The sequence below is a fragment of the Phenylobacterium sp. genome (assembly GCF_046590535.1).
Taxonomy (GTDB): domain Bacteria; phylum Pseudomonadota; class Alphaproteobacteria; order Caulobacterales; family Caulobacteraceae; genus Phenylobacterium.
Genome location: NZ_JBKJTG010000061.1, coordinates 1 through 12,537 on the forward strand (window position 1 = coordinate 1; position 12,537 = coordinate 12,537).

A 12,537-nucleotide genomic window follows, 5' to 3' on the forward strand; every position below is an offset into this window, starting at 1 on the left:
GGGACAGGAGATTTATGTGTCGGACCCCAAGCATCTTGTGCGCACCCATGCGCTGGACTGGTCGCAGGCCTTCCACGGCCGGCACCCGTTCAATCCGGACAGCGACATGCGCATGGCGCCGCTGGGCGATGCGGTGGGCCTCAAGCGCGCGGCGGTCCACCTGATGCGGGTCGCGCCTGGCAAGCAGAGCTTCATCCCGCATGCCCATGCGGTGCAGGAGGAGTGGGTGTTCATCCTCGAAGGGTCCGGCGAGGTGGTGCTGGACGGCGCGGCGACCGCCATCGGCCCTGGCGACTTCATCGGCTTCCCCATCGACGGGGTGGTGCATCACCTGGCTAACACCGGGTCGGGCGACCTCACCTATCTGACCGGCGGCGAACGGGGCGCTTTCGAGATCGCCGAGATGCCGACCATCGGCCGGACGGCGGTGTTCCGCGGAGGTCGGATCAGCCTTTATGGCCCTGGCGGCATCGACGAACTCAGCGAGCAGGAATGGCGGGCGCGGAGCCGGCTTGATTAGGACAGTCTGCGTCCGCTACCCGATCACGCCCCTCGCGACGAAGGCCGCGCCGGCCGCCAAAGCGCCCAGGACGAACCATAGCCAGCGCGGACGGGCCGGCAGTGTCGGGGTCACCACCACTGGCGCGCGAGGCGGATTCTCCACCAGCCGCGCCAGGTTGCGCAGGGCGGCCTGGGCTTCCTCGGCGAAGCGGCGGATGCGGGCGGGCGGCGACAGCTCGCGCAGCATCCAGCGGCGCACCACCGGGTCGGCCGCGGCCCAGATGTCGTGGTCGGGGTCGATACGGCGGGCGACACCCTCCACGGTCATCATGGTCTTCTGCAGGAGCACTAGCTCAGGCCTCAGGCGCATGTCGTAGAGGGCGGTGATCTCGAAGAGCTGGGTCAGCACCCGGCTCATGGGCACCTCGCTGGCCGCGCGGCCGAACACCGGCCCGCCCACGGCCCTGAGCGCCTGGGCAAAGGCCGCCACGCTGTGCCCGGCGGGCACATAGCCGGCGTCGAAATGCACCTGGGCCACCCTGGGATAGTCCCGCTGCAAGAAGCCCCACAGGATCTCCGCCAGGTAGCGCCGCTCCGGGGCGCTGAGGCGTCCGACAATGCCGTAGTCGACGGCGGTGAGCCGGGCGGGCGCGGCGACGAACAGGTTGCCCTCGTGCAGATCCGCGTGGAACACCCCGTGGTCCAGCGCCTGCGAGAGAAAGGCGCGGATCAGGTTGACGGCCAACAGCTTGCGGTCCAGCCCCGGCTGAGTCAGGGCCTCGGCATCCGACAGGGGCCAGCCTTGCGCCCACTCCAGGGTCAGCACCCGCTTGCCGACGCCCTCCCAGACCACGGCGGGGGCGCGCATGTAGCCGTCGTGGCCCATCACCTCGCCCAGCTCGTCGCAACCGGCCGCCTCCAGGCGCAGGTCGAGCTCCAGGAGGGCGGCGCGGATCACCGCGGCGGCGAAGCCCCGGGGCTCCAGCCGGCGGGCCGGCCTGACCCAGCGGTCGATCAGCCGCGCGGCCAGGGCCAGGACCTCGGCGTCCTCGCCCACCCGGCGCGCGATACCGGGGCGCAGCACCTTCACCGCCACCTTGCGCCCGTCCAGCAACACCGCCTCGTGGGCCTGGGCCAGGGAGGCGCCGGCCACCGGCTCGCCGAAGCTGGCGTAGAGGGTCTCGATGGGCCGGCCCAGCGCGTGTTCCACCTCGGCGCGGGCGATGGCCGTCGGGAACGGCTCCAACCGGTCCTTCAGCCGCGCCAGGTCCTCGGCGAACTCGGCGCCGAAGATGTCGGCCCGGGTGGACAGAAGCTGGCCCAGCTTGATGGCCACCGGCCCCAGCCGCTCCAGCGACCGCGCCAGCCGCTCGCCCGGACGCCCCTGAGCCGCCTGCCGGCCGGCCATGAGGTGCAGCGCCTTGGACAGGGTGAGCACCACCGGCGGATAGAGGTCCCGCAGTTCCCGCGGCAGCAGGGCGTCATTGCGCAGAAGGGTCCAGCCCGCGCCGACCAGCCGTCCGAAGGCTGCGGGTCCGCTCATGGTCTCAGAGCGCCCGTCCCGTGTGCAGGGCCGCCACCCCGCCGGTGAAATTGGTGAACTCCACCCGGGCGAAGCCGGCTTGCGTGATCATGTCGGCGAACCGCCGCTGGTCGGGGAAGCGCCGGATGCTCTCCACCAGGTACTGATAGGCCTCGCGGTCGCCAGCCACCCGCGCCCCGATCTCGGGGATCACCTTGAAGGAATAGGCGTCATAGGCCTTCTGCAGGGCCTCAGTGACGGGCCGCGAGAACTCCAGGCAGAGGAACCGGCCGCCGGGTTTCAGCACCCGGCGCGCCTCGGCCAGGGCGGCGGCGAGGTCGGTGACGTTGCGGATGCCGAAGCTGATCACATAGGCCTCCGCGCTGGCGTCCGGCAGGGGCAGGTTCTGGGCGTCGCCCACGGCCCAGGCGATCTCCGGCTCGGAGCCCTTCCGCCGGCCGGCGGCGATCATCTCGGCGTTGTAGTCGACGACAAAGATCCGGGCGTCGGCCCCGCCGCGGCGAAGCCGCGCGCGCCTAGCCATCTTCGCGAACCGCCGGGCCATGTCGCCGGTGCCGCCGGCGCAGTCGACGATGGTCTCCCCGGGCTGCGGATTGAGCCGGGCCGCTGTGGCGTCCTTCCACAGCCGGTGGACGCCGCCGCTCATCAGGTCATTCATCACGTCGTAGCGGCGCGCCACCCGGTCGAACACACCCCGCACCATGCCGGGTTTCGCCGCTGGGTCCACGTCGCGGAAGCCGAAGGTGGCGGCGGGTCCGGTCATGGCCCCGCTCTTAGACCTTAAAGGCGGACGGCTCCAAGGCCTTGGCGTGGGCGCCCGCTCATGCCAAGCCTCGGACATGCCTGAATTGCCCGAGGTGGAGACCGTCCGCGCCGGCCTTGCGCCGGTGCTGGAAGGCCAACGACTGGCCCGGGTGGAGGCCCGGCGCCCCGACCTGCGGTTTCCCCTGCCGGCGAACTTCGTCCAGCAGCTCACCGGAGCCACCATCGTCAGCCTCACCCGCCGGGCCAAGTACCTGCTGGCCCACCTCGACCGCGAGGACACCCTGGTGATGCATCTGGGGATGAGCGGGCGTTTCGAGATCGCCCGGCCCGAAGGCGCCGTGCGGGCCGGCGAGTTCCACTACGCCGTCGACCCCGATCCCAAGCACGCCCATGTGGTGTTCGACACCGAGGCCGGCGCCCGCGTCACCTACTATGACCCCCGCCGGTTCGGCTACATGGCCCTGGTCAACTCCGCGACGCTCACCCTGCACCCATGGTTCGCGGGCCTGGGCCCCGAGCCCCTATCCGAAGGCTTCGACGCCGACCACCTGAAGGCCGCCTGGGCGGGGCGCAAGCAGGGACCCAAGACCCTGCTGCTGGACCAGCGAATCGTGGCGGGCCTGGGCAACATCTACGTTTGTGAGGCGCTGCACCGGGCGCGGATCTCGCCGTTCAGGCCGGCGGGGAAGATCACCCGCCCCAGGCTGGTCAGGCTGGTCGAGATCATCCGCGCGGTGTTGACCGAGGCCATCGCGGCCGGCGGCTCCACCTTGCGCGACTACGCCAAGGCCGACGGGGCGCTGGGCTATTTCCAGCACAGTTTCCGGGTCTATGACCGCGCGGGCCGTCCCTGCCCCAACGAGGCCTGTAGCGGCACGATCGCGCGCCAGGTGCAGTCAGGCCGCTCCACGTTCCATTGCCCAGTGTGCCAGCGTTGAGGTGGCGCCCGCGCGCGCCGGCGCCCAAATCTCGACCCATATGGAAGAGCGCGTTCGCAGCCCTGGCGGGCCTGGTCCTGGCGGGTCAGGCCCGGGCCGAGCCGGCGGTCTGGGTGGTCAAGGACCGGGATTCCGAGATGGTGCTATTCGGCTCGGTGCACGTGCTGCCGCCGGGCCTCGCGTGGCAGCCCAGGATCCTGCAACGGGCGCTGAAGGCGGCGGACGACATCTGGTTCGAACTGCCTACCGGCGAGGCCGTGGAGCGCGAGACCTCCCGGCTGGCGGCGGCCTCGGGAATCCTGCCGCCGGGGCAGTCGCTCTATCGGCTGCTGGGGCGCGAGGACGCCGCCAGGCTTTCGCGGGTGGCCGCCGCCTACAAGGTCGCCCCGCCGGTTCTGGACCGGCTGCAGCCCTGGCTGGCGGAGGTGGCCCTGGCCGGGGCTGCCTACCGTCGGGCCGGCGCCAGCGCCGCGGACGGGGTGGAGGCGGTCTTGTCGGCGGCCACGCCTGCGAAGATCCGGCGCCGCGCCTTTGAGACCCCCGCCCAGCAGCTCGCCTATTTCTCCGGCGTGCCGATGGCCGACCAGATCGCCTCGCTGGGCGAGACCCTGAAGGAGATGGAGGAGCGGCCCGACGATTTCGCGATCCTGATCCGCGCCTGGACGGACGGCGACCTGGCGGCATTGGACCGCGAAGCCCTGGCGCCCCTGCGCCGCGTCTCGCCCCTGCTGTTCCAGCGCCTCGTGGTGGATCGCAACGTGCGCTGGACCGAGACCCTGGACGCCCGGTTGAAGGGCAGGGGCCGCACCGTGGTGGTGGTCGGCGTCGGCCACCTGATCGGCCCCGACGGCCTGCCGGCCCGCCTGCGCGCGCTTGGCTATTCGGTCCAGGGGCCTTAAGCCGCGCCCAGACCCATCCGGAGCCGGCCATGAGCTTTGAGACCCTGATCGTCGAGACCAGCCAGGGCGTAACCCTGATCCGCCTGAACCGGCCCGACGCGCTGAACGCGCTGAACAGCCAACTGCTCGAGGACCTGGGCCGGGCGCTGGACGAGGCCGAGGCCGACGAGGCGGTGCGCTGCGTGGTGCTGACCGGCTCCGAGCGCGCCTTCGCCGCCGGCGCGGACATCAAGGAGATGTCCGACAAGACCTACGCCCAGATGTTCGCCGCCGATTTCTTCACCAAGGGCGCGCGGCGGCTGGAGCAGTTCCGCAAGCCGATCATCGCCGCGGTGGCCGGCTACGCCCTGGGCGGCGGCTGCGAGCTGGCCATGCTGTGCGATTTCATCATCGCCGCCGACACCGCCAAGTTTGGCCAGCCGGAGATCAACCTGGGGGTCATGCCCGGGATCGGCGGCACCCAGCGGCTGACCCGCTTCGTGGGCAAATCCAAGGCCATGGAGATGATCCTGACCGCCAGGATGATGGACGCCGCCGAGGCGGAGCGCGCGGGCCTGGTCTCCCGGGTGGTGCCCGCCGACAAGCTGATCGAGGAGGCCATGGCCGCGGCGGCTAAGATCGCCGCCCAGTCCCCCCTGGCGGTGATGATGAACAAAGAGTTGGTGCAGACCGCTTACGAGACCACGCTTTCCACCGGCGTCGCGGTGGAGCGGCGCCTGTTCCACTCGCTGTTCGCCTTCGAGGACCAGAAGGAAGGCATGGCCGCCTTCGTCGAGAAGCGGAAGCCCGCGTTCAAGGGCCGCTAGTGTGCTGGTTCTGAAGTTCGCCAAAGGCGCAGGCGAATTTCCGAATCGCCACACTAGAAACGCCCCTCGCCACCATTGACCCGCGGTCTGCGCTCCCGTATATCCGCGCCTCCGATTTTCCCCGTCCGGTCCGCCGGGCGCGACCCGTTTTGAGAGTTCTGGAATGGCCAATACGCCCGGCGCCAAGAAGGCGGTCCGCAAGATCGCCCGCCGCACTGAAGTCAACACCGCGCGCCGCTCGCGCGTGCGCACCTTCCTGCGCAAGTTCGAGGAAGCCCTCACCTCGGGCGACGCTACGGCGGCCAAGGCGGCCTTCGTGAAGGCCCAGTCCGAGCTGATGCGCGCAGTCACCAAGGGCGTCGTGCACAAGAACACCGGCTCGCGGAAGGTCTCGCGCCTGGCCGCGCAGCTGAAGAAGCTGCCGGCGGCCTGAGGCCGGTCTGGAGAGCCCCCGGCTCTCCCTCTTCACCCTTAGGAATTGATCGAGCAGCGTCCGGGTCCGGGCGCTGCTTTTTCGTGCGCTACGGCCCAGCTTGAGGCGGCTCCTGCGGCGAATCTACTCAGCGGACGGAGTGAGTATTGGACGTTTCCCTTGGCCCAAAAGGGGTCCGTCGCAAGTCAACGAAAATATCCGTCGACAGCGCTAAGAATCACCGTTGACCCTCCGGGGCGCCCGACTAGTCTCTGGCTTCTTACAGGCGTCTTCCATCTGATCTCGGATTAAACGAGGCGCCGGCGGAGCTCATGCGTTCGCCGGATGAGAGCTTGTGCGCGTTGAAGAAACTGACGATCGGGGCGCGGGGTCACGGTCGTGTTGGTGGGTTGAGATGGGGCTACAGGGATGATGAGCGGGGGGGCTGCGGGAGCTATGGCCAGCGCACCGGCAGGGGCCGTGTGGACGAAGACCTGCCAGGTGCTCAAGCGCGAGCTGGGCGAGGCGACGTTCGGCTCCTGGCTGGGCCAGGCGGCGCTGCGCGAAAGCGGCGACGAGGTGTGCCTAGTGGCCGCCACGGGGGTCGCGCGCGACTGGATTCGCCGTCATGCCTGGCGCCGCATCGGCGAACTCTGGGCGCAGAACGACCCGATGGGCCGCACCCTGGACCTGAAGTCTCGGATGGAGGTCGACACGGCCGCCGCCCTGACCCTGCCCGCGCCGGGCGCCAGCCTGGCCCCGGCCGCACCGCTGGTCTTCGAGATCGAGGCCGAGGCCGTCCCGCCCGTGGCCGCCCGCCAGGGCCGCCTGCAGGGCCTGCAAGAGCGCTTTTCCTTCGACACCTTCGTGTCGGGTCCCGCCAACGAGTTCGCCTTCGCCGTGGCCCGCCGGGTGGCGACCTGGTCCGACGGCCACTTCAATCCCGTGCTGTTCCACGGCCCCTACGGCTTCGGCAAGACGCACCTGCTCAATGCGCTCGCTTGGGAGGCCATGCGCAACGAGCCGGAGAAGCGGGTCGTCTATCTGACCGCCGAACGGTTCACGACGACGTTCGTCAAGGCTTTGCAGGACAAGCAGACCGCGGCCTTCAAGGACGAACTGCGCAACGCCGACCTGCTGTTGATCGACGATGTGCACTTCGTGGCCGGCAAGCCGACCACCCAGGAGGAGCTGTTCCACACCCTGATCGCCTTGGTGGAAGACGGCCGCCGGGTGGTGATGACCGCCGACCGCTCGCCCGCCGAACTCTCCGAGATGGAGCCGCGCCTGCGCTCGCACCTGCAGGCGGGCCTGGTCTGCGGCATCGAGCCTGCCGACCGTTCCCTGCGCCTGGGCATCCTGGAGCGCAAACTGGCCACCCTGGCCCAGCAGGGCCGCTTCGTGCCCTCAGCGCGGCCGGAGGTGCTGCAGTTCCTCGCCGACCGGTTCACCGACAGCGTCCGCGAGCTGGAAGGCGCGCTCAACACCCTGGTAGCCCGGGTGGGCGCCGACGTGGCCCGCCTGACCCTGGACGAGGCCCAGGGTATCCTGCGACCCCACCTGGCCTGCAACGAGCGTAAGGTGACGGTGGACACCATCCAGAAGACCGTGTCCGAGCACTACGGCCTCAAGCAGGCCGACCTGATCTCCGAGCGCCGCGCCCGCGCGGTGGCCCGCCCCCGCCAGGTGGCCATGTGGCTGGCCAAGCAGATCACCACCCGGTCACTGCCCGACATTGGCCGCCGGTTCGGCGGGCGCGACCACACCACCGTGCTGCACGCCGTGCGCCGCATCGAATCCCTCAAGGCCGAAGACCCGGCCCTGGCCCGCGACGTGGACGTGCTGCTGAGGAAGCTGCGCGGCTGACGACAACCGTAACGCCGCACGCCGCAGGGGCCCGCCGCAAGGCGGGCCTTTTCGTTGCCGCCACCCATGAAAAAGGCGGTCGCATCGCTGCGGCCGCCTCGTTCAGATCCGTGGAAGGTGAAAGCCCTTAGGCGTCCGCCGTCTCCGGCTGTTCGTTCTTCGACAGATCCTCGCCGGTCTCCTGGTCGACGACCTTCATGGAGAGGCGGGTCTTGCCGCGATCGTCGAAGCCCAGGAGCTTGACCTTCACGGACTGTCCCTCGGTGAGCACGTCGGAGACCTTGTTCACGCGGTCGGACGAAATCTGGCTGACGTGCACCAGTCCGTCCTTGGCTCCGAAGAAGTTCACGAAGGCGCCGAAGTCGACGACCTTGACGACCTTGCCGGTGTAGATCAGGCCGACTTCCGGTTCGGAAGCGATGGACTTGATCCACTCCTTGGCCGCGTCGATCTTCGATTGCTCGGCGGCCGCGATCTTGATCGTGCCGTCCTCGCCGATGTCGATCTTGGCGCCGGTCTCGGCGGTGATCTCGCGGATCACCTTACCGCCCGAACCGATCACTTCGCGGATCTTGTCGACCGCGATCTTGATGGTCTCGATCTTCGGCGCGTGCTCGCCCAGTTCGGCGCGGGGCGCCTCCATGGCCTTGTTCATCTCGGCCAGGATGTGGTCGCGGCCACCCTTAGCCTGGGCCAGGGCCTGCTTCATGATCGCCTCAGTAATGCCGGGGATCTTGATGTCCATCTGCAGCGAGGTGATGCCGTCGGCGGTGCCGGCGACCTTGAAGTCCATGTCGCCTAGGTGGTCTTCGTCACCCAGGATGTCGGAGAGAACGGCAAAGCCATCCTTTTCCAGGATCAGGCCCATGGCGATGCCGGAGACCGGCTTCTTCAGGGGCACGCCCGCATCCATCAGGGCCAGCGAGGAGCCGCAGACTGAGGCCATCGAGGACGAGCCGTTGGACTCGGTGATCTCAGAGACCAGGCGGATGGTGTAGGGGAAGTCTTCCTGCTTGGGCAGCATCGGCCGGATGGCGCGCCAGGCGAGCTTGCCGTGGCCGACTTCGCGGCGGCCAGGAGCGCCCATGCGGCCGGTTTCACCCACCGAGAAGGGGGGGAAATTGTAGTGCAGCATGAACTTCTCGTAGTACTTGCCTTCCAGCGCGTCGATCAGCTGCTCGTCGTCGCCGGTGCCCAGGGTGGCCACGACCAGGGCCTGGGTTTCACCACGGGTGAACAGGGCCGAGCCGTGGGCGCGGGGCAGGACGCCCACTTCGCCGATGATCTGGCGGACCGTGTCGACCGTGCGGCCGTCGATGCGGATGCCGGTGTCGAGGATGGCGCGACGGACAACGTCGCCTTCCAGCTCCTTGAACACGCCGCCCAGCTTGTTGGCGTCGTAGCCGTCCGCGTTGGTCTCGGACTTGGCCAGGGCTTCCATGGCCTTGCCCTTGGCGGCGCTGATGGCGCTGACCCGGTCACCCTTCTTGGTGATCTTGTAGGCGGCGGCGATGTCCTTGCCGACCAGGGTCTTCATCTTCGCCTTCACGGCGTCGGTGTCTTCGGTTTCGAAGTCGAACGCGTCCTTGGCGGCGTGTTCGGCCAGTTCGATGATCGCGTCGATCACCGGCTGCATGCCCTTGTGGGCGAAGGAGACGCCGCCCAGGACGACTTCTTCCGACAGTTCCTTGATTTCCGATTCAACCATCATCACGGCGTCGGCGGTGCCGGCCACGACCAGGTCCATCTGGCTTTCCTTCAGCTCGTCGAGCGTCGGGTTGAGAATGTATTCGCCGTTGACGTAGCCCACGCGGGCCGCCGCGATCGGGCCCATGAACGGGGCGCCGGAGATGCACAGGGCGGCGGAGGCGCCGATCATGGCGACGATGTCGGGATCGTTCTCCAGGTCGTGGCTCAGCACGGTGGCGACGACCAGCACTTCATTCTTGAAGCCCTTGACGAACAGCGGGCGGATCGGACGGTCGATCAGGCGGCTGGTCAGGGTTTCTTTCTGCGACGGCGCGGTTTCGCGGCGCGGGAAGCTGCCGGGGATCTTGCCGGCGGCGTAGAACTTTTCCTGGTAGTTCACGGTCAGGGGGAAGAAGTCCTGGCCGGGCTTGGGGCTCTTGGCAAAGGTCACGGCGGCCAGAACGGTGGTGTCGCCGTAGGTCACGAGGACGGCGCCGTCAGCCTGGCGGGCCATGCGGCCGGTTTCGATGGTCAGCGGACGGCCGCCCCATTCGATGGTCTTGCGCTTGATATCAAACATGGGTTTGTCTTTCTCTGTATCCCGCAGGCGTATTCCTGGCGGGGGCGGACAGGTGTCGTTTCCGAAATCCTCTCCAGATGTCAGGCCCGGTGAGGATTTCGATTGAACCCTCGTCGTACGGATGGATGGAGCCGTCAGGCTCCCACCGCACCGTTCCAGAGCCTGGAGGAACGGGTGGTGTCTTGGGTCTCAACACCGCTCATCCCGGCGAAGGCCGGGACCCAGGTGTTTTGCTTCCCTCCGCTCGACCCGGGCTTTCAAGAAAAAGCCTGGGTCCCGGCCTTCGCCGGGATGAGCGGAACAGGGATTGGACTAGCGGCGCAGGCCCAGCTTTTCGATGATCGCCGTGTAGCGGCTTTCGTCGGAGGACTTCAGGTGGTCGAGGAGACCGCGACGCTGGGAAACCAGCTTCAGCAGACCACGACGGCTGTGGTTGTCCTTCTTGTGGGTCTTGAAGTGCTCGGTCAGGTTGGAGATGCGTTCCGAGAGGATCGCGACCTGCACTTCGGCGCTGCCGGTGTCGGCCGAGGTGCGGCCATGTTCAGTGATAAGCGCGGCTTTGCGCTCGACGGTAATCGACATCGGGTTAAGTCTCCGCTCAGGCTTGAATAAAGACCCGGACGGGATTGAGCCTTCCCGCACGCATCTCGGCGAGGGCCACCAACCGGTCTCCGTCCATGGCCGAAACGAGTCGCGAACCGCCGGAAAGGCGGGCCTTGAGCGTCTCGACCTGTCTGGGAACCAGAACGATGGGTCGTCCCTGCGCCAGCCGGAAGGCGTCCTCCGCGGTCACGGCCAGCGCCGGGATGTCGTCCAGCGCGGTCTCGACCGGGAGCAATACCTCCGGAAGCGCGGCCTTATGGCTCAAATTTTCCAGATTTTCCAGTGTTATCGCACGATCCTCGCCGAACGGGCCGACGCGCGTGCGGCGCAGCTGGCTGACATGGGCGCAGGCCCCCAGGGCTTCGGCCAGATCGCGGACGATCGAGCGGACATAGGCGCCCTTGCCGCATTCCATCTCCAGTTCGATGTGATCGGCGTCCGGCGCCGCCGAGACGCGCAAGGCGTGGACCTTGATGGTGCGGGCCGCGAGTTCGAAGTCCTCGCCGGCGCGGGCCAGATCATAGGCGCGCTCGCCGTCGACCTTGACCGCCGAATAGTTGGGCGGGACCTGCTGGATCTCGCCGATGAAGGCCGGCAGGGCCGCCTCGACCTGTTCGCGGCTGGGGCGGACGTCGGAGGTGGCGGTGGTTTCGCCCTCGCGGTCGAGGGTCGTTGTCGAGCGTCCCCACTCGAGCGTGAAGCGGTAGGTCTTGTCGGCGTCCATCATGAACGGGACGGTCTTGGTCGCTTCGCCGAGCGCGATCGGCAGGATGCCGGTGGCCAGCGGGTCGAGCGTGCCGGCGTGGCCGGCCTTCTGGGCGTTGAACAGCCAGCGCACCTTGCCGACCGCCTGGGTCGAGCCGAAGTCGTAGGGCTTGTCGAGACAGATCCAGCCGGAGATCGCGTCGCCCTTCTTGCGGCGGGCCACTAGCCCTCCCCGTCGTCGTCGCGGGCTGCGGGCGGCGCGTCGCCGGGATGCAGGTCCTTCTGGACGACGGGATTGTCGAACAGGCGGTCGATGCGGGCGGCGTGGTTGAAGCTGTCGTCGTGGAAGAACTTCAGGTCGGGCGTGAACCTCATGTCGATGAGCCGTCCGAGGCGCCCGCGCAGCAGCTTTGAGGCGCTGTTGAGCGCCTTGACCACGTCCTGGGTCGCGGCCCCGGTAACGCCGGCGCCGAGGGGCTCAACGAAACAGATGGCGTGCTTGAGGTCGCTGCTCATGCGCACCTCGGAGACCGTCACCGAGACGTCGGCCAGGGCCGGATCGGCGAGATGCTCCTCGCGCAGACTCTCGACCAGCGCGTGACGGATCAGCTCGCCCGCGCGCAGCTGGCGCTGGGACGGGCCGGACGGCGCGGCGTGACGGGATTTGCCGTGGCGGGGGGAGGCGCGTGACATGGCTTCTTATCCTTGGCGCCGGCGGGGGATCAGACCCCGAAACAGCGGAAGGGCGGGCTTCTAGGCTTACGGGCGCGCGCTGTCCAGCCCGAGACGGTGGCGGAAGAAGCTGATGGTCCGCGCTTCGGCCGCCTTCGTCGGGCCGCTGTTGTTGAGATGAATGGTCAGCACCGAGTGGCCTGGAACGCCGGTGCCGGGGCGGGCGTCCTCCGGTTGCAGCTCGATGGCTTCGAATTTGTCGCCGAACGTCTCCCTGAGCATCTCGAACCGGCCGGGCGGCACGAAGCGGTCACCGTGGAAGGCCAGACCCAGCAGGCTGAGGTCCTCGTCCTGGAAGCGCCGTTTGGCGCAACCGATCTCGGCTGCCGAACAGTCGATAGCCCGGTCGCTGCCCTTGCCGAAGGGCAGGGACGGCTGGCTGAGCACCGGGGCGATCACCGAGGGCTCGGTCATCATGGCCAGGGCGAAGCCGCCCGTGAAACACATGCCCAGCGCGCCGACGCCCGGCCCGCCGCACTCGGCGTGGACCTTGCGGGC

The 12,537-nt window shown here is 68.5% G+C and carries 12 protein-coding genes and 1 pseudogene; 6 read left to right on the forward strand and 7 right to left on the reverse strand.

Annotated elements, in window-relative coordinates; genetic code table 11:
* Window positions 1–520, forward strand: a 520-nt coding sequence (locus ACLL81_RS03620; RefSeq protein WP_411286981.1) for a cupin domain-containing protein, incomplete at its 5' end; no start/stop codon positions are given.
* A 15-nt stretch (window positions 521–535) separates the two neighbouring features.
* On the opposite strand, the gene ubiB is transcribed toward ACLL81_RS03620, so the two are convergent.
* Both ubiB and ACLL81_RS03630 read right to left on the reverse strand, forming a co-directional pair.
* Complete coding sequence (ubiB, locus tag ACLL81_RS03625; protein ID WP_411286982.1) at window positions 536–2,044, reverse strand: 2-polyprenylphenol 6-hydroxylase; 1,509 nt, start codon at window positions 2,042–2,044, stop codon at window positions 536–538.
* 4 nt (window positions 2,045–2,048) lie between these two features.
* On the reverse strand, window positions 2,049–2,807 hold the full coding sequence (locus tag ACLL81_RS03630; RefSeq protein WP_411286983.1) for a class I SAM-dependent methyltransferase: 759 nt from the start codon (window positions 2,805–2,807) through the stop codon (window positions 2,049–2,051).
* A 76-nt stretch (window positions 2,808–2,883) separates the two neighbouring features.
* Here ACLL81_RS03630 and mutM point away from each other — a divergent pair, with 76 nt between their 5' ends.
* From mutM to dnaA, 5 genes are all read left to right on the forward strand, one after another.
* Entirely contained in the window at window positions 2,884–3,747 is an 864-nt protein-coding gene (gene mutM, locus ACLL81_RS03635; protein ID WP_411286984.1) for a bifunctional DNA-formamidopyrimidine glycosylase/DNA-(apurinic or apyrimidinic site) lyase, read from the forward strand.
* On the forward strand, window positions 3,744–4,646 hold the full coding sequence (locus ACLL81_RS03640; protein WP_411286985.1) for a TraB/GumN family protein: 903 nt from the start codon (window positions 3,744–3,746) through the stop codon (window positions 4,644–4,646). The genes mutM and ACLL81_RS03640 overlap by 4 nt, the downstream gene beginning before the upstream one ends.
* A gap of 29 nt (window positions 4,647–4,675) precedes the next feature.
* On the forward strand, window positions 4,676–5,452 hold the full coding sequence (locus tag ACLL81_RS03645) for an enoyl-CoA hydratase (protein ID WP_411286986.1): 777 nt from the start codon (window positions 4,676–4,678) through the stop codon (window positions 5,450–5,452).
* A 163-nt stretch (window positions 5,453–5,615) separates the two neighbouring features.
* Window positions 5,616–5,885: a 30S ribosomal protein S20 gene (rpsT, locus tag ACLL81_RS03650; RefSeq protein WP_411286987.1), complete on the forward strand. Its 270-nt coding sequence runs from the start codon at window positions 5,616–5,618 to the stop codon at window positions 5,883–5,885.
* Window positions 5,886–6,293: 408 nt separating this feature from the next.
* Window positions 6,294–7,730: a chromosomal replication initiator protein DnaA gene (dnaA, locus tag ACLL81_RS03655; RefSeq protein ID WP_411286988.1), complete on the forward strand. Its 1,437-nt coding sequence runs from the start codon at window positions 6,294–6,296 to the stop codon at window positions 7,728–7,730.
* 127 nt (window positions 7,731–7,857) lie between these two features.
* Here dnaA and pnp read toward each other — a convergent pair whose 3' ends face one another.
* The 5 genes and pseudogenes from pnp to ACLL81_RS03680 all read right to left on the reverse strand — a co-directional run.
* The gene (gene pnp / locus ACLL81_RS03660) at window positions 7,858–9,999 is read right to left on the reverse strand and encodes a polyribonucleotide nucleotidyltransferase (protein ID WP_411286989.1); all 2,142 of its coding nucleotides are present in this window, start codon (window positions 9,997–9,999) and stop codon (window positions 7,858–7,860) included.
* 312 nt (window positions 10,000–10,311) lie between these two features.
* Window positions 10,312–10,581, reverse strand: coding sequence for a 30S ribosomal protein S15 (gene rpsO / locus ACLL81_RS03665; RefSeq protein ID WP_411286990.1), 270 nt, complete (start codon window positions 10,579–10,581; stop codon window positions 10,312–10,314).
* Window positions 10,582–10,597: 16 nt separating this feature from the next.
* On the reverse strand, window positions 10,598–11,530 hold the full coding sequence (gene truB, locus ACLL81_RS03670) for a tRNA pseudouridine(55) synthase TruB (protein ID WP_411286991.1): 933 nt from the start codon (window positions 11,528–11,530) through the stop codon (window positions 10,598–10,600).
* Window positions 11,530–12,000, reverse strand: coding sequence for a 30S ribosome-binding factor RbfA (gene rbfA, locus ACLL81_RS03675; protein WP_411286992.1), 471 nt, complete (start codon window positions 11,998–12,000; stop codon window positions 11,530–11,532). Before rbfA ends, truB begins: the two co-directional genes overlap by 1 nt.
* Before the next feature lie 66 nt (window positions 12,001–12,066).
* Window positions 12,067–12,537 (reverse strand): annotated as a pseudogene (locus ACLL81_RS03680) (dienelactone hydrolase family protein); the annotation flags it as partial.